Source organism: Nakamurella leprariae (genome assembly GCF_016918035.1).
GTDB lineage: Bacteria > Actinomycetota > Actinomycetes > Mycobacteriales > Nakamurellaceae > Nakamurella > Nakamurella leprariae.
Genome location: NZ_JAERWK010000007.1, coordinates 41,252 through 61,622, shown reverse-complemented (window position 1 = coordinate 61,622; position 20,371 = coordinate 41,252). Strand labels below are relative to the sequence as shown.

The window sequence follows — 20,371 nt, the reverse complement described above, 5'->3', positions numbered from 1 at the left end:
CTATCAAGTTCGTGACGTCCGTCAAGGATATGAAATCACCGAGCGCCGTCGGTGGGGCTCGCAACGCCTCGATCCGTCCAGCCGTGGCGCAGACCGTCGAGGACGCCAAGGGGGGTCAGATCCTGACCGGCGCGCCAGTGGTCGTCGAACTCGCCGTCCGGCAGGCCGTCGCGGGTGACATCGATCAGCTGGAGCGTCAGGTCGCGCCACGGCCAGCGCATGCCGACCCGCCGGGTGGTGGCGTGGGCAGCGCCGTAGAGCCGGGCGGCCAGGCGGAGATCGCGTTGCTGGGCGGCGAAGTTCGCCCGGGTCTCGATGAAGGCACCGCCGGCGCCCGTGCCGGAGGGGAAGTGGTCGGCCATGCACCGCTCGACCCAGGGGATGCCCTCCTCCGGCCGACCGGAGAACAGGGAGACGGCCAATGGGGGGCCGGAGACCAGCCAGCTCGCCATCGGGACACCAGCCGCGGCGGCCCGGTGCTGGACCTGCACCGCCTGGGTCAGCGCCGACTCGCGCTGTTCGCTCGCGGCCAGCGCCAGGACGTCGACCGCGTCCACCAGCAGGTGCAGGTGGACGGTGTCCGTCTTCTCGGCCAGCGCCCGCAGGTGCCGGTGCAGCTCGAGGAGCAGGGCATGGTGATCGGTGACCCAGGCGGCCGCCATGGCCCCGACCAGCATCTCGGTCATCGGGTCGATCCGGGGGTCGCCCCGTGCGGGTCGGGCGGTGAGCGCCGCGTCGAAGTGGGGCCGAGCCTGCCGATGGCGGCCCTGCAGAGTGAGGATCGCCGCCAACGCCAGTCGGGTCACGGCGAGGTCGCGGGCGTCACCGTCCCGTCGCAGGTCGTGCTCCAGGGTCAACCAGCGTGTCGCCTCGACGAGACGACCGCGGTAGTACCAGTAGAAACTCAGCGGGGCCGCCAACAGCTCACCGGACGCGGACGGTGACTCGATGAGGCGACGGGTGAGCGTGGCCCGCACCGTGGCGTGATCGTCGTCGAGCGCGTCGTACCAGGCAGGCTCCCCGGTCGTGCCCAGTGGCGGCCGGCGGCCGATGAGCTCGGTGATGAAGTGATCGCGGCGCAGCTCGACCTGGCCGGCCATCCCGATGGTGCGCAGGGACGTGCGTGCGTGGTCGCGGACCGTGACGAGCTGCCGGAAGGTCGTCGGGTGATCTGGATGGTCCGCGCCGACGCGAGTGAGCATCGATCGGTGGACCAGTTCGACCAGGACGTCCCCGGCGTCATCGACGTGGGTGTCGAGGACTGCGGCCGCGGCGGCCTGCGTGAACGGGCCGGGCAGGACGGAGAGCTGCCGGTGCGCCGCCCGCTCGCCATCGGTGAGCAGTTGGTAGCTCCGGTCGATGGTGGAGCGCAGCGTGATCCGGTGGTCATGGCCACCCCGGCCCGGTCGTCGCAGTCGACCGGGATCGGCGCGCACCTGGCTGGCGATCTCGGTCAGTGAGAACGCAGGAGCGCGGGCAGCGGCAAGCTCCAGCGGCAGCGGGAGACCGTCCAGGGCGACGCAGATGTCGACGACGGCGGCCATGGTCCGCTCGTCGACCTCCAGTCCGGGATCGGCCGCCAGCAGCCGTTGCAGGAAGAGCTGCACGGCCGAGTGGTCGGACGGGTCGTCGCCGGGCAATGGAAGTGCGAGCGGTTCGAGCGTCCACCCGACCTCGCCGGCCACCCCGAGCCGCTCACGGCTGGTGGCCAGGATCCGGGCCACGGCACCGTCGGGCGGATCGTCGAGGACCACCTGCACCATCGACGCAACCGACGCCAGCAGGTGCTCGCAGTTGTCCAGGACCACGAGTACCCGTCGGTCGGTCAGGTAGCGACGCAGGTCCTGCACCGGGGTCGCGTCGGCCGACGGGACGAAACCGATGGTGGACGCGACGACGTCCACGACCAGTGTGGGGTCGTCGACGCCGACGAGGTCGACGAACCACACACCCTCTTCGTAGGCCTCGGCACCGGTCCGGGCCACCTCGAGGGCCAGCCGGGTCTTGCCGCTCCCGGCCGGCCCGGTGATGGTGACGAGCTGCTGGTCCTTCAGGAGGCGGACCAGCCGGGACACGTCGGCATCCCGTCCGATCAGCGGCGTCAGGGTCGACGGCAGGTGGACTCCGGCCGACGGCCGCGGCGGCGCGACGTCCGGCGGCTCCGCTGGTCCCGGTCCGCGCGCGGTGATCGGTGCGGTGGTCGTCGTCGGCGGGCCCGCCAGGTCGGGGTCGTCATCGAGGATGCGGCGGTGCAACGCCCGCAGGTCGCGGCCAGGTTCGATGCCGAGCTCGTCGAGGAGGGTCCGCCGAGCCTCGTGGTAGGCCTCCAGAGCCTGCTCCGTGCGACCGCTGCGGTGCAGCGCCTCCATCTGCAGCGCCCGGAGCGTCTCGTGGAACGGGCAGGCGGCGAGCAGCGGACGGAGGTCGGACAGGGCGGTGTCCAGCGCGCCGAGTGCGACGAGGACCGCGATGCGTCGTTCCTGCAGGTGCTCCCGCAACTCGTCGAGCCGTGCCACCGCAGGCCGGGCCCAGTCCGCGTCGGCGGCTCGACCGTACGGACGACCGCGCCACCGGCTCAGGGCCTCGTCCGCCCGACCGAGTGCCGCATCGAGCCGACCCGCGGACAGCGCGTCGCGGACCCGAGCGGTCGTCTCGGCCAGGAACAGCGAGTCGATGGTCGACGGAGTGCCCACCAGCCGGTACCCGCCGGCGTCGTTGAGCAGCACCTGTGGGGGCCGACCGCTGCGGCGGTCGGGCTCCACCAGTTGACGGAGCCGCCAGATGTGGGAGAGCAGGGTGGAGGCGACGCCGGCTGGCGCGTGGTCGCCCCAGGCGGCCGCCGTCAGCGCGTCCACCGACACGTGCTCGTTGGCGTGGATGGTGAGCAGGGCCAGCATCGCCGGACCCTTGGTGCCCAGCACCGGTTGCGCACGCCCGCCCTGCTCGATGAGCAGAGGACCGAGATCACGGACACGCACGCGAGCGACGGTAGTCCGCGCCCGGGCGCCCGGCCCGCCCGAGCGTCGTTCGAACTGGATCGGCCGGACTGGACAGGCACTGGATCGGGACCGGATCGACTTCTCGGATGCTCGAGCCGTCCTCGCCGGAACGCCGGGACCAACCGTCCAGCGGCCCCGGCCACACCCAAGGAGCACCCGATGCCCATCTACCAGGTCGCCCACTGCGGTCTCCCGCTGACCGTCACCCAGCGGGACCGCCTCGCTCGAGGCATCACCAGGATCCACCACGACGTGACCAACGCACCGGAACCGTTCGTCCGCATCGTGTTCCAGCCCGTGCCGTTCGGGCTCATGTACACCGCCGGCGAGCTGGCTCCGTCGATCATCGTCCACGGCAGTATCCGCGACGGACGCTCCGAGGTCGCCCGTCAGCAGATCGTCCAGCGCTGCTACGACCTCGTCGTCGACGTCACCAGTGCGGCGCCCAACCAGGTCGTCGTCTCGATCGACGAGGTGCCGTACAGCTGGATCATGGAGGCGGGTTACTTCATGCCGCCGGCCAACGACACCGCCGAGGGCGCCTGGATCGCCCAACTGCAGGCCGCCTATCCCGGCGACTTCGACGATTGGGGTTCGGGAGGCAAGGCCCCGGAGATGGACGGGGACCGTGACGACCAGAGCCGGCTGCAGCGCCTGCGCCGGCTCACCGATCGATACGTCACGCTGGCCCGCGGCCAGGGCCAGGACGTCCGCAGCCTGTTCGGCCAACTGATCGATCAGTTGGGGCCCGAGCCGGCGACCGAACCCGCGGGCAGCGGTCGGCGCTGATCCGCAGGTCAGGAGTCGGACAGGTGGTCGGGCAGGCCTCAGCTCCCGAGCTGCTCGACCACCTTGACGATGCGCCGCTGCCGGGTCGCCTCGGCCTTGGCCTCGGTCACTGCCCGCACGTGCTCCTTGCGCCGGCTGGGAGCCAGTGCGTCGAACGCGTCCCGGACGCCCGCCTCGACCAGCGCGGCGGCCAGGTCCTCGGGGAGCTCCACACTGCGTGGCGCGGCGTCGTGCTCGAGCGTGACGGTGACCTCGTCACCGCCGGCCACCCCGGCCGCCTTCCGGTGGGACGCGGCCAGGGGGATCAGGAACCGGCCGCCCATCACCGCGATGGTGGAGTCGTAGGAGTACTGCTGCACGGTGACCCGGACGGGCACCCGCTTGCCGGCGCCGAACGCCTCGACCACCTCGGCCGGCACCTCGATGCCGACGTTGTTGCCGTCCTGGAACAGCGTGGTGCGGAAGGTGGGCATCCTGGACTCCCTCGTGCGACCTCGCCGGTGATCGGGACGGTAGCAACGGCAGGTCAGGACCTGGCTCAGGGCCCTGGCCGCGGCCCGCCGAGCCGATAGGGTCATCGACCGTGCGCATCCTCGTCATCGGTTCCGGAGCCCGCGAACACGCCCTGTTGCGGGCCCTGCGGCGGGATCCCGCGGTCACCGACCTGCACGTCGCACCGGGCAACGCCGGCACCGCGGCACTGGCCACCACCCATCCGCTGGTCGTCGGCGATCCGGACCAGGTGGCCGCGCTGGCCGTCCGGCTCGGGGTCGACCTCGTCGTGATCGGCCCGGAGGTCCCGCTGGTGAACGGGGCCGCGGACGCCCTGGCCGTGGCTGGGGTGCCGGTGTTCGGGCCGACCGCCGCGGCGGCTCGGCTGGAGGGCTCCAAGGCGTTCGCCAAGGACGTGATGGCCGCCGCCGGGGTGCCGACCGCCGCCGCCGTGACCGTCACCCACCCCGACGGCATCGCCGACGCGCTGGCCGCCTGCGGGTCGCCGTTCGTCGTCAAGGACGACGGTCTGGCCGCGGGGAAGGGAGTGGTGGTCACCGCCGATCCGGATGCCGCGACCGCGCACGCCCGCGCAGTGCTGGCGGCCGGCCACCCGGTGCTGGTCGAGGAGTACCTGGCCGGCCCCGAGGTGTCGCTGTTCGCCGTGTGCGACGGGACGCGGGCGGTCGCGCTGCTGCCGGCCCAGGACTTCAAGCGGATCGGCGACGGTGACACCGGCCCCAACACCGGCGGCATGGGCGCCTACGCGCCGTTGCCCTGGGCACCCGCCGACCTGGCCGACCGCGTGATCGCCTCGGTGGTGCAGCCGGTGTTGGACGAGATGCGCCGCCGGGGCGCGCCGTTCGCCGGCCTGCTGTACGCCGGCCTGGTGCTCACCGCGACCGGGCCCAAGGTCATCGAGTTCAACTGCCGCTTCGGTGACCCGGAGACCCAGGTGGTGCTGGAGCTGCTGGACTCCCCGCTGGGCGAGCTGCTCACCGCCGCCGCCCGCGGCGACCTGGCCGGCACCGAACTGCGCTGGCGGGACGGCGCGGCCGTCACCGTGGTGCTGGCCGCGGCCGGTTACCCCGGCACCCCGCTCACCGGCGAGGAGATCACCGGCGCCGAGACCGACGGCGTGCTGCACGCCGGGACCGCGCGGTCCGAGACCGGCGCGCTGGTCTCGGCCGGCGGCCGGGTGCTGTCGGTGGTCGGCACCGGCACCGATCTGGGGGCCGCCCGGGACACGGCGTACCGGCTGGTCGACGCGGTCGGCATGCGCGGCGCACAGCACCGCACCGACATCGCGCTCGCCGCGGTCCGCGGCGAGATCGCCCTGCCCACCGCCTGAGTCAGACCGGCCCGGCGGTCCACTCAGCGGCCCAGGAACGCCCGCATCGCGGCCAGCGCCTCCACGATCGTGCCCCGGCTGCCGGCGAAGGAGAACCGCAGGAAGCGGTGCCCGTCGACCGGGTCGAAGTCCATGCCCGGCGCTGTGGCCACCCCCACCTCGTGCAGCAATCGCTGGGCCAGCACGGCCGAGTCGTCGGTGAGGTCCGAGACGTCGGCGTAGACGTAGAACGCGCCGTCGGCCGGGGCGGTGCGGGTGATGCCCAGCTCGGCCAGGCCGGACAGCAGCACCTGCCGGTTCGCGGCGTACTCGACCACGTGGCCGTCGCACTCGGCCGTGGCGTCGAACGCGGCGAGGGCGGCGTACTGGGCCGGGGCCGGCGGGCAGATGGCCAGGTTGCCGGCCAGTGCGTCCACGGTGTCGACCAGGTCGTCCGGCACCAGCAGCCAGCCGATGCGCCAGCCGGTCATCGACCAGTACTTGCTGAACGAGTTGACCACGAAGCCGGTGCGGTCGGTCGACCACGCGCAGGTGGTCGCGACCGTGGTCGGGCCGGGATAGGTGATGCCGTGGTAGATCTCGTCCGAGATGAGCCGGATACCGCGGTCGGCGCACCGGGTGGCGAGAGTCGCCAGTTCCGCTTCAGGCAGCACCGTGCCGGTCGGATTGGCCGGGCTGGCCACGATGAGCCCGGCCAGGTCCAGCCCGTCGAGCATGGCGACGGTCGGCTGGTAGCGGGTGTCCGGCCCGCAAGGCAGGTCGACCACCTCGCAGTCCAGCGACCGCAAGATGTTGCGGTACGCCGGATAGCCGGGCCGGGCCAGGCCGACCCGGTCGCCGGCGTCGAACCCGGCCAGGAACGCGAGCAGGAACCCGCCGGACGATCCGGTGGTCACCACGATCTGCGCCGGATCCACGGGCAGGTCGTAGCGGTCCCGGTAGTGGGCGGCGATGGCCCGGCGCAACGGCGCGATCCCGACCGGGTCGGTGTAGCCCAGCACCTGCTCGTCGAGCATGCGGCGGGCCGCGGCCAGCACCGGTTCGGGGGCCGGGGTGGCCGGCTGGCCGGCGGCCAGGTTGAACACAGGCAGCCCGGCCTCGGTCCGGCGGGCCGCCGCAGCCAGCACCCGCATCACGTGGAAGGGCGCCACCCCGGACCGGGTGGAGCGGGAGAAGCGCGGGACCAGGTCGGCGGATCGCTCGGACACCCACCCATCCTGCCCGCCCCGGACGGTGGTCAGCGGCGCGGGCCGACCTGGTTGCGCGACTTGTTGGCGATGGCCGTGACGGCCCAGACCCCGCCGGCGATCAGCGCGATCCAGAACACCGCCGAGATCAGGAAGCCCAGCAGCTTGCCCACGATCGCGAACGCGACGAAGGCCAGCACGACGATGCCGACGATCTTCAGGAAGCGGTCCATCATTCCTCCTCGGAACATCCGGACCCTCGTCCGGCGACACCGTCCACTCTGCCCGTCGCCCGGCCGTCGTGTCCTCGGGGGGCACCCTGAATTCACCGTCCGGGGCGTCCGGGTGTTCCTCAGGTGGCCGGGTCCGGGGTGACCACGCCGGGATCGTCGGCTCCGGGCAGCGGCTGCCCGGGGCAGCCGTCGAGGATCCGGGCGATCGCTTCCTGCTCCGGCGGCGTGACCCACAGTCCGTAGCTGCGCTTCACCGCGACCTGCCGGGCCACGTACCCGCACCAGGACGAGCGGGCCGGCGGCAACCAGGTGGCGGCGTCCCCGGCGCCCTTGGCCTGGTTCACCGACCCCTGCACCGCCATCAGGTTGAGCGGATCGGCGGCCAGTTCGGTGCGTCGCTGCTCGTCCAGCTGCTGCGCCCCGGTCTGCCAGGCGTTCGACAGTGCGACCACGTGGTCGATCTGCACCTGCGCCGAGGTGTCCGGACCGCGGACGAAGGACACGGTGTCGCCGGTGTACGGATCGAGCAGGGTCCCGCTCAGCGGCACGCACCCCCGCGAGTCCGGCTTCAGGACCACCTCGCGCAGGTCCCGGCGCAGCACGTCGGACCGCTGGTCGCAGCCGTTGTGCCCGCTGGGCAGGTCCACGTCGTCGGTCCAGGCACTGCCGAACTCGTCCCGGTCGTAGCCGGTGCGCGGGGCCCGGCCCTTGACCGGCAGGGCCTCGAGGGCGGCCTGGGCGGTGAGCGCCCCGGTGGCAGAGGTGGTCGACACGCCGGCGCCGATCGCGGAGGACGCCGGCGCGGTGCCGGCCGACGGGGCCGGGTCGGTCGGCGGCAACCAGGCGCACCCACCCGTCCCGACGACCAGCAGCGTCAGCGCCGCGGCCAACCTCCGGCGCGCGTCGCCCGGACGGGGGACTGCACAGCGCACGGGCCTCACCGGTCGGAACTCCTCCTCGTCGATCGCGGCCGTCCAGGATCACCCGTCCAGGGCACCGTCCCAACCATCCACGCCGGTCCGTGGGCCGAATCACCGGCAGCTCGTCCGATTCGTCCCGACCGGCACCCCAAGCCATCCGGGGATGCGGGACGGGGAGATCGGCACGGGTGAGGATGGGGGCATGACGCCCCCACCACGACGCACCGGCGTCCCGGCCGGAGATCCGCCGGGCACGTCGGCCGAGGACCTGCTGCAGGCGATCGCCGGCGGCGGTCGCGGCGCGTTCGAGGAGCTGTACGACCGCTTCGCCCCCCGGATCTACGGGATGGCGCTGCGGGTGGTCCGGGACGCCAGCCAGGCGGAGGAGGTCGCGCAGGAGGTGCTGCTGGAGGTGTGGCGGCGGGCGGCCAGGTTCGACGCGGCCCGCGGGTCGGCGGCGGGCTGGATCCTGCGGATCGCGCACGCCCGGGCGGTGGACCGGGTGCGCTCGGCCCAGGCGTCGTCCGACCGGGAACAACGGTCGGCCGCGGTGATGACGGAACGGGAGGTGGACACGGTGAGTGAGACGGTGGAACGGACGGCTGAGCGCACGGCCGTGCGCCGCTGCCTGGAGACGCTGACCGCGCTGCAGCGGGAGGCCATCCTGCTCGCCTACTACGGCGGCCTGAGCTACCCCGAGGTGGCCGGCCGGCTCGACACCCCGCTGGGCACGATCAAGACGCGGATGCGGGACGGGCTCATCCGGCTGCGCGGCTGCCTGGAGGTGGGGGCATGAGCGCGCCGACCGGCAGTGACCGGCCGGGCGGGGACCGGCTGGCCGAGGACGCGGCCGCGATGGCGCTGCACGCGCTGCGCGGCGAGGAGGCCGAGGCCTTCCGCCGGACCGTCGCCGGCGATCCCGAGGCCGCGGCCGAGTACGCCCGCCACCTGGACACGGTCGCACGGCTGGCCGACCTCGATGCCCGGACCCCGCCGCCGTCGTTGCGGGCCGCGGTGTTCGACCGGCTGGCCGACACCCCGCAGGAGCCGCCGGCCACCGGGTCGCCGGTGTCTCCGGTCCCGCCGGTCACTCCGCCGACGGAGCTGGCCGGTCGTCGCCGCCGCCCGGATCCGGAGACCCCGTGGTTCCGCCGCCGCGGTGTGTGGCTCAGCGCCGCGGCCGCGGCGGTCGTGATCGCCGGCGGCACTGCGCTCGGCGTGGTGCTCAGCGGCAGCGATCATCCGGACAACCAGGTGGCCGCACTGACCAGTTGCGTGGTCAGCGCGACCGACGCGACCGAACTGGAACCGAGCAGCGGTGGCGGCATGCAGGTGACCGTCTCGCGCAGCTGTGGTGGCGCGGTGCTGGACATCACCCGGTTCCAGGCGCTGCCGGACGGAAAGCAGTACCAGCTGTGGGCGTTGTCCGAGGACGAGCCGCCGCGGTCGCTGGGTGTGCTCGGCCCGGCGTCGCGCGGGGTGACGCAGCAGCAGACGGTGGAGCTGCAGCCCGACGAGGGCACCGTGGCGGTGTCGGTGGAGCCCGACGGCGGCTCGGCCCAGCCCAGCGACGAGATCGTCTTCACTGCGCCCGTCCCGGGCTGACCGCAGACCCGGGCTCGTGCCGAGCAACCGATCACCGGTTACCGTCCGTCTTCACCGACAGTGGGAGGGCCGGGTGCGACCGGAACAGGAGTCGGCGTTCGCCGAGTACGTGGCGGCGCGCCGCGACCACGTCCGGCGCACAGCGTTCCTGCTCTGCGGTGACTGGCACCGCGCGGACGACCTGACCCAGATCGCCTTCGTGAAGCTCTACGGGGCCTGGGAACGGGTGCGGGACCGCGCGGCGCTGGACGCCTACGTCCGGTCGTGCCTGGTCCGGGCGGTGGTGGACGAGTCGCGTCGGCCGTGGCGGCGGGAGCGGTTCGTCGAGGTGCTGCCGGAACCCGATCCCGGCGGGACCGGGTCCGAGCCGGACCTGGCCGAGATGGTCGCCGACCGGGACCTGTTGCGGGTCGCCCTGCAGGAGGTTCCGCCGGGGCAACGGACAGTGCTGGTGTTGCGCTACTACGAGGGGATGGACGTGCGTCAGGTGGCCGAGGCGCTGCGGTGCTCCGAGGGCACCGTGAAGTCGCAGACCGCACGCGGCCTGGCCGCGCTGCGGGTCGCGGTGACCGCGTCGCGGGCGGACGACCAGGTCGGCCAGGGAGGCGACCGATGAAGGAGCGGCCCGGACCCGATCCCGACGAACGGCGTGCGGGAGCCCCGCTGGGCGCGGCCCTGGCCGCCCTGGCCGCCGACGAGTCGGCACCCCCGTCGGCGGTGACCCCGATGACGGTGCTGGCCGCGGTGCGGCGGGAGCAGCGGGAACGCCGCCGCCGCTGGGCCTGGACCGGCGGGCTGGCGGCGGCCGTGGTGGTGGCCGCGGCGGTGGTCGTGCCGTTGGCCGTCCCGGACCGGTCACAGGACGCGACCACCAGCGCGGCGATGGCATCGGCCATGTCCGAGGCAGCGTCGGGGGCAGCGTCGGGGGCTGCGTCGGGGGCTGCGGGGTCGGCCGAGCTGGCGCCGTCCGCGACGAGCGCCGCGGCGGACATGGCCGCGCCGATGGCGGCGCGGGGTGGCTGGGCGACCGGCAGCCCGTTGCCGCCCGGCGACGAGTCGTGCGTGGCGACCGGCCTGGACGAGGCGGCGACCGCGGCGGTGGTGGACGCCCTGCAGCAGGACGGCACGGCCACGCTGACGCCCGCCGCTCCGGCCCGGGTGGCGTGCGACGCCGGCAGCCTCGTCGGCACCACCTTCGACGTCCGGGTGGGGGACCGCAGCGGGTCGGTCCGCGTCGTGGTGCAGACGGCGGCGCCAGGCGGGTGCCCGGACGACCCGCAGCCGTGTCTGCTGCGCGATGACGCCGACGGGGTGCAGGTGGCCGAGCGGTTCGACAGCGTGGCCGGCTCGTCGGGCGTGCCCCGGTGGGTGGTGCTCGACCACCAGCGGGTCAACCTGACCGGGCTGCCCGAGCTGACCGAGCCGGTGTTCACGCCCGAGCACCTGGTCGCCGCGTCGGCCGCGCTGGTCGCCGCCTCCGGCTGAGTCCTCGCCTGGTCGCCGGGGACGCCCAGGCCGTCGGTCAGCGGGCGGCGGCGCCCGGCATGCCCAGCCAGCGGTACCGCTGGTGCCGGCGCCGGGCGCGCTCGGCAGGCGGCACCGTCATGAGCCGGAACAGCTCGTCGGCCAGCGCCGTGCCCATCCGGTGGCAGAACGCGGTGGCCTCGTCGGCCGCGTCCGGCAGCTCGTCGACGATGCGGTCGACGATGCCGGCCGCCTTGAGGTCGGCGCTGCGCACGCCCTGCTCGGCCGCCATCTGCGCGGCCTGGTCGGTGGTGCGGTGGATGATCGCGCTGGCGCCCTCCGGTGGCAGCGGCGAGAGCCAGCTGTGCCGGGCCGCGACGACCCGGTCGCACGGCACCAGGGCCAACGCCCCGCCGCCGGTGCCCTCGCCGAGCAGCACGCTCACCGTCGGAGCGTCGAGGGTGACGAGATCGGCCAAGCTGCGGGCGATCTCGCCGGCCATGCCGCCCTCCTCGGCCTCCCGTGACAGTGCCGCTCCCGGGGTGTCGATGACGGTGACCAGTGGCAGCTGCAGTTCGGCGGCCAGCCGCATGCCGCGGCGGGCCTCGCGCAGTGCGGCCGGTCCCATCGGGGCGTCGGGGGTCTGCCCCTGCCGGTCCTGGCCGAGCACGATGCACGGGGCGCCGGAGAACCGGGCCAGGGCCAGCAGGATGCCGGGGTCGACCTCGCCGGTGCCGGTGCCGTTCAGCGGGGTGACGTCCGTGGCCGCGGTGCGCAGCAGCCGGCGCACGCCGGGCCGGGACCGGCGCCGGGAGGCGACGATGGAGTCCCACGCGGGGACGGCGGGATCCGGGTCGACGTCGGTGGCCGGATCGGTCGGGGTCGCGCCGGTGGGGTAGCGCGGCGCGACCAGCACGTCGAGCACCCGGGCGGCGATGCCGGCCAGCTCCCTGGGCGGCAGGACGGCGTCGAGCAGACCGTGCCGGTACAGGTTCTCGGCGGTCTGCACGCCCTCGGGGAAGGTGTCGCCGTAGAGCGCCTCGTAGACCCGCGGCCCCAGGAACCCGATGAGCGCGCCCGGCTCGGCGACCGTGAAGTGACCCAGCGACCCCCAGGAGGCGAGCACACCGCCGGTGGTGGGGCTGCGCAGGTAGACCAGGTACGGCAGCCCGGCCCGCTTGTGCGCGGCCACCGCCTCGGCGATCTTCACCATCTGCAGGAAGGCGACGGTGCCCTCCTGCATGCGGGTGCCGCCGGAGACCGGCGACGCCAGCAGCGGCAGACCCAGGGCGGTGGCCCGTTCGATGGCCAGCACCAGCCGCTCGGCGGCGGCCACCCCGATCGACCCGGCCAGGAAGCGGAACTCCCCGGCGACCAGGGCGACGCGGCGGCCGCGGAGCAGACCCTCGCCGGTGATGACCGACTCGTCCAGCCCGGTCTTCTCCCGCGCGGCGTCCAGCGACGCCGCGTACTCCGGCGACATCGGGACGGTGATGGCCGGCTCGTCCCAGCTGACGAACGTGCCCGGGTCGAGGAACTGGTCGATCAGGGCGCGGGCACCGGTGCGGGCCGGGGCGGGGACGGTCATGCCGGGCGGGCTCCGTTCTCTGGGCGGTCGGGACCCACGCTAGCCAGGGGCGGCGAGGTCCGGTTCCGGATCGGGAGAGAATGCGGGTGTGACTTCCGTGCCGACCCCTGAGCCGACCCCTGAGCCGACCAATGAGCCGACCGCTGCGCCTGCTGTCCCCGACCCCGCCGGTGGCGGCCGGCCGGCCAAGCCGCCGGTGGAGAACGTGCTGGCCCAGCGGTACGCGTCGGCCGAGATGGTGCGCATCTGGTCGCCGGAGCACAAGATCGTCGCCGAGCGGCGGCTGTGGCTGGCGGTGCTGCGCGCCCAGGCCGCGCAGGGCCTCGGGCCCGGCCCGGGTGAGGCGGGCATCGAGCAGGTGCTGGCCGACTACGAGGCGGTCATCGACCAGGTCGATCTGGCCTCGATCGCGGCCCGCGAGCGGGTGACCCGGCACGACGTGAAAGCCCGCATCGAGGAGTTCAACGACCTTGCCGGGCACGAGCAGGTCCACAAGGGCATGACCAGCCGGGATCTCACCGAGAACGTGGAGCAGGCGCAGGTGCTGGCCGCGCTGTCGCTGGTCCGGGACAAGACGGTGAGCCTGCTGGCGCACCTGGCCGCGCGGGCCACCGAGTTCCGCGATCTGGTGATGGCCGGGCGGTCGCACAACGTGCCGGCCCAGGCGACCACGCTCGGCAAGCGCTTCGCGTCGTCGGCCGACGAGGTGCTGCAGGCGTACGCCCGGGTGGAGTCGCTGCTGGACCGGTACCCGCTGCGCGGCATCAAGGGGCCGGTCGGCACCGCGCAGGACATGGACGACCTGCTCGGGTCGCCGGACGCGGTGGCGGCGCTGGAGCAGCAGGTGATCAGCGAGGTGGTCGGGCAGGCGCTCGGCACTGATCCCCAACCGCGCGCCGTGCTGCACTCGGTCGGGCAGGTCTACCCGCGGTCGCTGGACTACGACGTCATCTCCACGCTGGTGCAGGTGGCGGCCGGCCCGGCCGCGTTGGCCACCACCATCCGGCTGATGGCCGGGGCCGAGCTGGCTACGGAGGGGTTCCAGCCGGGGCAGGTCGGGTCGTCCGCCATGCCGCACAAGATGAACGCGCGCTCCTGCGAACGGGTGTGCGGGCTCGCGGTCATCCTGCGCGGGTACGCCTCGATGGCGGGGGAACTCGCCGGGGCGCAGTGGAACGAGGGCGACGTCTTCGACTCGGTGATCCGCCGGGTGGCGCTGCCGGACGCGTTCTACGCGCTGGACGGGCTGTTCGAGACGTTCCTGACCGTGCTGGAGGACTTCGGGGCGTACCCGGCGGTCATCGACCGGGAGCTGGAGCGGTACCTGCCGTTCCTGGCCACCACCAAGGTCCTGATGGGTGCGGTGCGCGCCGGGGTCGGTCGTGAGACGGCGCACGAGGCGATCAAGGAGCACGCGGTCGCAGTGGCGCTGGAGATGCGCGAGGCGGGCCGGGCCGACAACGACCTGCTGGACCGGTTGGCGGCGGACGAACGGCTGCCGCTGAGCCGGGACGAGCTGGGGCAGTTGGTGGCCGACCGCATCGGCTTCACCGGCCTGGCCGGTGATCAGGTCGACGCGGTGGTGGCCCGGGTCGGCGAGATCACGGCGGCGCATCCAGACGCAGCCGCCTACCGGCCCGGCGCGATCCTGTAGCCCGGTCAGCTCCCGGCGTGCAGGAACCGGGTGAGGAAGCGTGCCACGTCGGTGATCTCGGGCAGCCCGACGCCGTGCCCGATGCCCGGGTAGCGGTGTTCCTCCAGCTCGGTGTGCTCGTGCAAGTACCGCCGGGCGTGATCGGTGGCTCGGATGGGGACGATCGGGTCGGCCGGGTCGTAGCCGAAGAACGCCGGCACCCCGGCGCCGGCCCGGACCCGGACGGACAGCTCCGCATCGCCGGGCTGCCAGTCGTCGTAGACGAAGCCGCTCAGCCCGACGACGGCTCGGACCAGCTCCGGGTGCCGGCGCAGCAGCGTGACCGCCATGCACATGCCCTGCGAGAAGCCGAGGACGACGGCCCGTCCGGTGTGCTGCCGGACCACTCCGGCCACCGCATCGACGGCCAGGGCCACCGACTCGGCCGGCGGTTGCTCCCGGACCGACCCCGGGAACCACGAGTACCCGCGCGGGCGGCCGAGGGCCGGGAAGGATCCGCGGACGGCCAGCACCTTCGCGTGCACGTCCGGCAGGAACATCTGCATGGCGGGGACGAGCTGGATGAGGTCCTGTTCGTGCGAGCCGTGTCCGTGCAGCAGCACCAGGGTGGGCACGGTCGGATCGTCCGGTTGCGGACGGCCGAGCCAGCTGATCACCGCGGTCATTCCCGCCACGGTAGGTGACGCCGCGGCCGGGTGGTCGTGGCGTGACCGGCCTACGATCCCGCGCATGGTGGAGACCGGCGGGGACACCCGCACCGTCGACGAGTTGCTGGCCGCGGTCCCGAACACCCGGCGGCGGGACGACGCCCGCACCGTCACCGACCTGATGCGTCAGGTGACGGGGGTCGAGCCGGCGCTGTGGAGCGGCAACATCGTCGGATTCGGCAGCCTGCACTACCGCTACGAGTCCGGCCGGGAGGGAGACACCCCGGTGGTCGGCCTGGCACCGCGGGCGCAGGCGCTCACGCTGTACGGGGTGATCAACGCCGACGCCGACGACGCGGCGGCCGAGGCGGAGCTGGCCCGACTGGGGCCGCACACCACCGGCAAGGGCTGCCTGTACCTCAAGGACGTGGGCAAGGTGGATCTCGAGGTGCTGCGCGGGATGATCCGATCCGCGTGGAGCGCTCGGGCTTCCTGATCTCATCGCGCGCCGGCCGGCTCGGCGAGCTCGCGGGGCGGGCGGTCCCAGTGGGCGGATCGGGGTGGTGCGGGCGGGGCACTGGCGTACTGATGGCCGGTGGGGGTGGTGACGACGGCGGCCGCTGCGGAACCAGTCGTGTGCCAGCCGTCGTGGTCTTTGGTGAGGTTGCAGCGCGCGCACAATCCTTGGCCGTTGTTGGTGGTGGTGGGGCCGTCGGCGGCGTGGGGTTGGATGTGGTCGGCGTGCCGGATGGGGGCGTCGCACCAGGGTGTTCGGCAGGTCTGGTCGCGGGCGATGAGGAACTGCCGGTCCTGGTGACCGAAACGGCGTCTGCGTGGATCGGCATGGCTGACCTGCCCGGCTGGGTCCTGGAACAGCCGCCGGACGAAGACGCGCGATGACTCCGGGGCCTCGCGGATGAGGTGCCGGGCGAGGCTGGCCGGGACGGGGCCGTGGCCGACGATGACGGCGGGCTCGGTGTCGCCGTCGAGCAGGGTGCGGTCGGTCATGACCAGGTTGATGGTCAGGTCGAGCCCGGCCGGCACGGTAGGCAATTCGCTGACGTCGGCGTCGTCGGAGTCGTCATCGCTGGACTCGACGATGGCGGCGGCGGGTGCGGCACCGGCGGTGACGCGGGCGACCAGCTCGTCGGCCATGATCTGGCCGCGGCCGCGCTCGTCGCCGGTGGCGAAGACGGTGTTCGCATGGTTGGTCAGGGCGGCGAACACGGAGACGCCCTGCACGACCGGCAGCAGTGCGGTCAGGTAGGTCATGCAGTCCGGCGCGGGTCGGAGGCTGACCCGGCGGTCGTGGTGGGCCTTGGCGTTCCGAGCCACAGCGTGCTTCGGATCGAGTCGGTAGGCGATCCGCGTCGCTTCGGCCGCCAACGCGCGGTCGCCGAGACCGGCGTACCGATCGGTCAACTCGCGGTCGGCAGCGCGGCGGAGCTCCGGCTTCAGGCAGGCGGTCTCCCGCGCCACCAGGGTTGCCTTCCACTCGCTGATTGCGCCGCGGCGCAGCGCCGCGCCCAGCTCCGGCAGCTCGTCCCGCAGTGCGACGGCCAGGCCGAGGTGCCGGCCGCCCTGGTACGGAGAGACCCGGCGGGCCAACGCCACCTGCGCACCGACCGACCGCCGCACGGACACCCGGCGCCGCTTGGCCACCTCGCCGGATTCGTCCGGGGACGCAGCCGCGTCGGAGGTGGTCAGTTGACGGTCCAGCAGCAGGGTGGTCGCTGCGGCCTGGGCGGCGCTTCCCGCCGCCTTGAGCCGCTCGATCGCGGTGATCAGCTCGACCAGCGCGTGTTCGTCCAGTCCGGCCAGGTCGGCGCCGAGCCGCTCGACCCACGACGCGACCACGGCTGGCAAGACCGGAGCGGCGGTCGTCGAGCTGGACATGCGTACGAGTCTACGTCCCTCAACACCGATGATCGAGGTGAATCCCGAGCGCGGACGGGTGGTCGATCGGCGTCGGAGTGAAGGTCAGATGCACAATCACGGCGCGTTCTCAGCGCGTTCCCAGCTGCGGAACTCGTTCGCGCGCAGCGGCTGTCGATGCGGTGAGTCGCGGTTCGGAGCGATGTGGTCCCGCCGTGGTCGGTCTGGCCGTCCAGGGTCCGTCTGATCGCCGACATCGCTGACGTCTCCGGCAGTCGAGCGAATGTCGTGGAGCACGCAGCGCGTGTACACGCCCGTCGTCCGGTGTCGAGGGCATACCCAGCCTGCGGAAGCAGGCGAAATCCGTCGCGGCGCAGACTCGTCGCCAGGCACAACGCGAGTGGCCGGGCCGACCGACATCGCTCGCTCGCTACGGTCAACCCCGTGCGTCCCAGACCAACGCCGCGCCGCCCGCCGACCCGGCCGACCAGCCATGAGCGCGCCCCGCACCTGGTGCCACCTGCCGCTGTACGGCCGCGTCCTCCGCGGCGTCGTCACGGTCGGCGGCCTGACCGGCGCCCTGCTCGAGAGCGCCACCCCGGAGTCCGCGGGCGACGCCCCGCCGTCGTTGCTGCTGGTCCGCTGGTCGGTCCGGGAGATCAAGCGCGGCAGGCGGTTCGCGCTCGAGACCACGGCGGCGTCGGCGACCGCCGAGCAGCGCATGATGATCGACCGCGATGCCCTGGAGTGGCAGCACCGCACCGGCGCCGACTGGGCGACGATCCACCGCTTCCCGTCCGGGACCGCCGTGCGGATCCTGGCCGGATGGTCGGGGCCAGCTCTCCGCTCGCACCTCGCTCCGGCCACCCCTCCGCCGCTGCCCGGCCACCGAGGCCGGCACCGCCCACTGCGAGCTGCTCGCCGCTGACGGCACCTGGGCGGCCATGGAGTCGCGGCCGAAGCCACTGGAGATCGCCGCGAGAGTCCTGGGATGGCGGGCGGCGTGACGGGTCAGGTCAGCTCGCCGATCATCCGCACCGTCTGCGTCACGGTCAGGTGCGGCAGGTAGGCGTGGCTGATGCCCAGCCCGATGCGGGGCAGCACGGCCTGCTCCGGGTAGTTCATGTACATCGGCTGGTACTCGGGCTGGAACTTGGCCTTGAACTTCAGCAGTGACCGGAACCCGTAGACCGGCTCCATGGTCCGGCCGATCCACTCCAGCACCCTGTCCACCGCCGTCGACGGCGCGCTCGGGTCCGCGTGCGCCAGCGGCGCCCCGGACAACGACAGGAACTCCAGCCCCTCGGCCTGCAGGTCCAACGCGGCCCGGCCGATGAGGAACTCCATCAACCCCTTGAGGTCGCCGGTACTGCGCCGCCGCATGAAGTCCAGCGTGTAGCCGATGACCTGCCCGTCCCGGAAGGACGGCATCCAGCTGGTGACCGCGTGCACCGTCCGCGACTCGTCCACCGCGATGAGGCAGCGCACGTGCGGGTCGTCCAGCTCGGCGATCCCGCCCAGGGTGAAGCCCATCTCGGGGAGCGCCTTGTCGGACACCCATTCCTCGGAGATGGCCTGGATCTGGTCCCGCACGGCCAGCGGCGCGGTTGGATAGCTGATCCACTCGGCGGTCACCCCGGCCTTGCCGGCGCGGGAGATGGCGGTGCGGATGTCCTGGAACTTCTTGCCGGCGAACGCGACCGATCCCAGCGGCAGCACCGTCTCCTCGGCCACCTGCAGACTCGGCCAGCCCAGCCGGTCGGTGACCTGCTTGACCGCCTCGGTGGTGCTGTAGAACGCGGGGATCCAGCCCTGGTGCGAGCAGTGGTCGACGAACTCCCGGATCGTCGCCTCGAGTCGATCGGCCGGACCGATCGGGTCGCCGGTGGTCAGGGCGACGCCGCCCTCCACCCGGTACGCCACGTACGACGAACCGTCGGCGCTGAACCACCAGCTGTTGCCCTCCCAGGTGGTCAGCCAGGCCAGCGAGGTCACCCCGTGCCGGTCCAGGATGTCCCGGGCCCGCTCGGCGTCCAGCGCGGTGCTGGTGACGGCCGCCTTCACGAAGCTGCGCAGCAGCCCGACCAGCACCACCAGCCAGACGACGACCCCCAGCCAGTCGGTGAGGAACTCGGCGAACGTGTCCCGGTCGGGTTCGAAGCCGGGGTTGACGATCTCCCCGTACCCGTTGGGCAGCAGCCGCAGCGGGTAGTCGGCGACCAGCTGCCAGAAGGTCGGCACCGGGGTGTACTGGTCCTCGACCAGGGCGCCCAGCCCGACCGACAACACCCAGCCGACCAGTACCGTGGCGCCGACCAGCAGGCCGAACCGCCGGTAGGTGCGGGCCGGCGCGGACACGGTGAACGACCGGCGGGTGAGCCACAGCAGCAGCATCAGCAGGACCGGGATCACCGCCAGTGGGGCGAGCGAGGCGACGAGCGAGATGCCCTGCTCGTCGGCCAGTTCGCTCAGCCCGATGTCGTCGGCCACGGCCAGCAGCTGGAACGCGAACACGACGCCGATGATCAGCAGGGCGGCGTGCACGCCGAGCATGGCCCACCAGGCGAAGCGGCGGCCGCGACGGAGTCCGGCCGTGAGCACCAGCACCAGCGCGGCGGGCACCAGGGCCATCACCATGTCGGCCACACCGCGGGCCTCGGCGACGTCCGGCCCGACGTAGAGGACCTGCAGGAACTGCAGGGGGCCGTCCATGTCGTCGGAGAACGCGCAGAGCACTGGGCCGAGCGTCGAGGCGGCGAACACCACCGCGACCAGCACCCGCGTCTCGTGGATGCTGGAACGGGTGGCCAGCACGTGCCGTTGCCCGCGGTGCAGCACGAACGCGCCGATCGCCAGTCCGACCAGGGTGCTGGCCAACCGCAGCACGTCCTCGATCCGCCCGCCGTACAGCAGCATGACCAGGCCGACGGCGACCAGGGCCAATCGCAGTCGTCGCCGCCACAGTGCCGACATGTCGGCGCTGGCCGCGGCCAGCAGCCCGAAGACCAGCGGCGTCGGGCTGACCGCGGTGCCCTGCTCGAGCTGGGACGCCCAGGTCCAGTCCGGGACCAGGGTGGCCAGCTCGATGACGGCCAGCCCGAGGGCGGTGCCCAGCACGAGCACGGCGATCGCGATGAGCAGGGTGCGCCGGCTGCCCCAGCGGCGTTCCACCGCAGCGGCCGTCGCCACCAGCAGCACCGAGGCACCGAGGTAGGTGATCAGGTCGGCTGCGAAGAAGGGTGCGGTGAACGGAGTCCACCAGTGCCCGTCGCGCAGCGTCGGGATGCCGACCGCCACCGCGTTCCACAGCCCGGTGCCGGACGGCGTGGCCAGGTCCGGCTGGCCGTCCGGGCCGTGCACCAGGCTGCCGGTGACGGCGCCGGCCGCCCAGAAGGCGACCAGCCAGACCAGCACCACCGGGGTGCTGCGCAGCTGCGGCAGCAGTCGCCGCAACGCCTCGCCGGCCCGACGGGCCGGCGCGGCGAACCGGCCAGGAGGAGCGGGGGCCGGTTCGGCCGGCGGGACGACGGTGGTGCTCATCGCAATTCTTGCCTTGCTCGTCGGGAT

The 20,371-nt window shown here is 73.3% G+C and carries 18 protein-coding genes; 9 read left to right on the top strand and 9 right to left on the bottom strand.

The annotated features are described in order from the left end of the window. Window positions 1-35: 35 nt before the first annotated feature. A complete protein-coding gene (locus tag JL106_RS05175) occupies window positions 36-2,978 on the bottom strand; it encodes an AfsR/SARP family transcriptional regulator (protein ID WP_205259634.1) in 2,943 nt (980 codons plus the stop codon). Between the two features lie 180 nt (window positions 2,979-3,158). Here JL106_RS05175 and JL106_RS05170 point away from each other — a divergent pair, with 180 nt between their 5' ends. Next, the gene (locus JL106_RS05170) at window positions 3,159-3,788 is read left to right on the top strand and encodes a tautomerase family protein (RefSeq protein WP_205259633.1); all 630 of its coding nucleotides are present in this window, start codon (window positions 3,159-3,161) and stop codon (window positions 3,786-3,788) included. 38 nt (window positions 3,789-3,826) lie between these two features. Here JL106_RS05170 and JL106_RS05165 read toward each other — a convergent pair whose 3' ends face one another. Further along, window positions 3,827-4,261: a YdeI/OmpD-associated family protein gene (locus JL106_RS05165; RefSeq protein WP_205259632.1), complete on the bottom strand. Its 435-nt coding sequence runs from the start codon at window positions 4,259-4,261 to the stop codon at window positions 3,827-3,829. Between the two features lie 110 nt (window positions 4,262-4,371). Between JL106_RS05165 and purD the strand changes: the two genes are divergently transcribed. Next, a complete protein-coding gene (purD, locus tag JL106_RS05160; protein ID WP_205259631.1) occupies window positions 4,372-5,631 on the top strand; it encodes a phosphoribosylamine--glycine ligase in 1,260 nt (419 codons plus the stop codon). A 23-nt stretch (window positions 5,632-5,654) separates the two neighbouring features. Here the strand turns inward: purD and JL106_RS05155 are convergent, their stop codons facing one another. The 3 genes from JL106_RS05155 to JL106_RS05145 all read right to left on the bottom strand — a co-directional run bounded on the left by JL106_RS05155 (window position 5,655) and on the right by JL106_RS05145 (window position 7,983). Further along, entirely contained in the window at window positions 5,655-6,764 is a 1,110-nt protein-coding gene (locus JL106_RS05155) for a pyridoxal phosphate-dependent aminotransferase (RefSeq protein WP_205259684.1), read from the bottom strand. A 104-nt stretch (window positions 6,765-6,868) separates the two neighbouring features. After that, complete coding sequence (locus JL106_RS05150; protein ID WP_205259630.1) at window positions 6,869-7,051, bottom strand: hypothetical protein; 183 nt, start codon at window positions 7,049-7,051, stop codon at window positions 6,869-6,871. Between the two features lie 119 nt (window positions 7,052-7,170). Continuing rightward, on the bottom strand, window positions 7,171-7,983 hold the full coding sequence (locus tag JL106_RS05145; protein WP_205259629.1) for an HNH endonuclease family protein: 813 nt from the start codon (window positions 7,981-7,983) through the stop codon (window positions 7,171-7,173). A gap of 190 nt (window positions 7,984-8,173) precedes the next feature. On the opposite strand from JL106_RS05145, the gene sigK reads away from it, so the two are divergent. The 4 genes from sigK to JL106_RS05125 all read left to right on the top strand — a co-directional run bounded on the left by sigK (window position 8,174) and on the right by JL106_RS05125 (window position 11,061). Continuing rightward, window positions 8,174-8,767, top strand: a complete 594-nt coding sequence (gene sigK, locus JL106_RS05140; protein WP_205259628.1) for an ECF RNA polymerase sigma factor SigK — start codon at window positions 8,174-8,176, stop codon at window positions 8,765-8,767. After that, window positions 8,764-9,576: an anti-sigma factor gene (locus JL106_RS05135; protein ID WP_205259627.1), complete on the top strand. Its 813-nt coding sequence runs from the start codon at window positions 8,764-8,766 to the stop codon at window positions 9,574-9,576. Before sigK ends, JL106_RS05135 begins: the two co-directional genes overlap by 4 nt. Window positions 9,577-9,649: 73 nt before the next feature. Further along, a complete protein-coding gene (locus JL106_RS05130) occupies window positions 9,650-10,192 on the top strand; it encodes a SigE family RNA polymerase sigma factor (RefSeq protein ID WP_205259626.1) in 543 nt (180 codons plus the stop codon). Continuing rightward, window positions 10,189-11,061 carry a hypothetical protein gene (locus JL106_RS05125; protein WP_205259625.1) on the top strand — a complete coding sequence of 291 codons (873 nt, stop codon included), beginning with the start codon at window positions 10,189-10,191 and terminating at the stop codon, window positions 11,059-11,061. The genes JL106_RS05130 and JL106_RS05125 overlap by 4 nt, the downstream gene beginning before the upstream one ends. A 37-nt stretch (window positions 11,062-11,098) precedes the next feature. Here JL106_RS05125 and JL106_RS05120 read toward each other — a convergent pair whose 3' ends face one another. Beyond that, window positions 11,099-12,628 (bottom strand): carboxyl transferase domain-containing protein, encoded by a 1,530-nt coding sequence (locus JL106_RS05120; RefSeq protein WP_205259624.1) that lies wholly within the window; start codon window positions 12,626-12,628, stop codon window positions 11,099-11,101. A 235-nt stretch (window positions 12,629-12,863) separates the two neighbouring features. Here JL106_RS05120 and purB point away from each other — a divergent pair, with 235 nt between their 5' ends. Further along, on the top strand, window positions 12,864-14,282 hold the full coding sequence (gene purB / locus JL106_RS05115; RefSeq protein WP_236006874.1) for an adenylosuccinate lyase: 1,419 nt from the start codon (window positions 12,864-12,866) through the stop codon (window positions 14,280-14,282). A 5-nt stretch (window positions 14,283-14,287) separates the two neighbouring features. Here purB and JL106_RS05110 read toward each other — a convergent pair whose 3' ends face one another. Further along, complete coding sequence (locus JL106_RS05110) at window positions 14,288-14,947, bottom strand: alpha/beta hydrolase (protein ID WP_205259623.1); 660 nt, start codon at window positions 14,945-14,947, stop codon at window positions 14,288-14,290. 64 nt (window positions 14,948-15,011) lie between these two features. Here JL106_RS05110 and JL106_RS05105 point away from each other — a divergent pair, with 64 nt between their 5' ends. Next, window positions 15,012-15,425: a DUF1801 domain-containing protein gene (locus JL106_RS05105; protein ID WP_205259622.1), complete on the top strand. Its 414-nt coding sequence runs from the start codon at window positions 15,012-15,014 to the stop codon at window positions 15,423-15,425. A 2-nt stretch (window positions 15,426-15,427) separates the two neighbouring features. Here JL106_RS05105 and JL106_RS05100 read toward each other — a convergent pair whose 3' ends face one another. Continuing rightward, the gene (locus JL106_RS05100) at window positions 15,428-16,825 is read right to left on the bottom strand and encodes an HNH endonuclease (RefSeq protein ID WP_205259621.1); all 1,398 of its coding nucleotides are present in this window, start codon (window positions 16,823-16,825) and stop codon (window positions 15,428-15,430) included. Window positions 16,826-17,297: 472 nt separating this feature from the next. On the opposite strand from JL106_RS05100, the gene JL106_RS05095 reads away from it, so the two are divergent. Continuing rightward, window positions 17,298-17,732: a hypothetical protein gene (locus tag JL106_RS05095; protein WP_205259620.1), complete on the top strand. Its 435-nt coding sequence runs from the start codon at window positions 17,298-17,300 to the stop codon at window positions 17,730-17,732. An 83-nt stretch (window positions 17,733-17,815) separates the two neighbouring features. On the opposite strand, the gene JL106_RS05090 is transcribed toward JL106_RS05095, so the two are convergent. After that, window positions 17,816-20,344 (bottom strand): DUF2156 domain-containing protein, encoded by a 2,529-nt coding sequence (locus JL106_RS05090; protein WP_205259619.1) that lies wholly within the window; start codon window positions 20,342-20,344, stop codon window positions 17,816-17,818. Window positions 20,345-20,371: the final 27 nt, after the last annotated feature.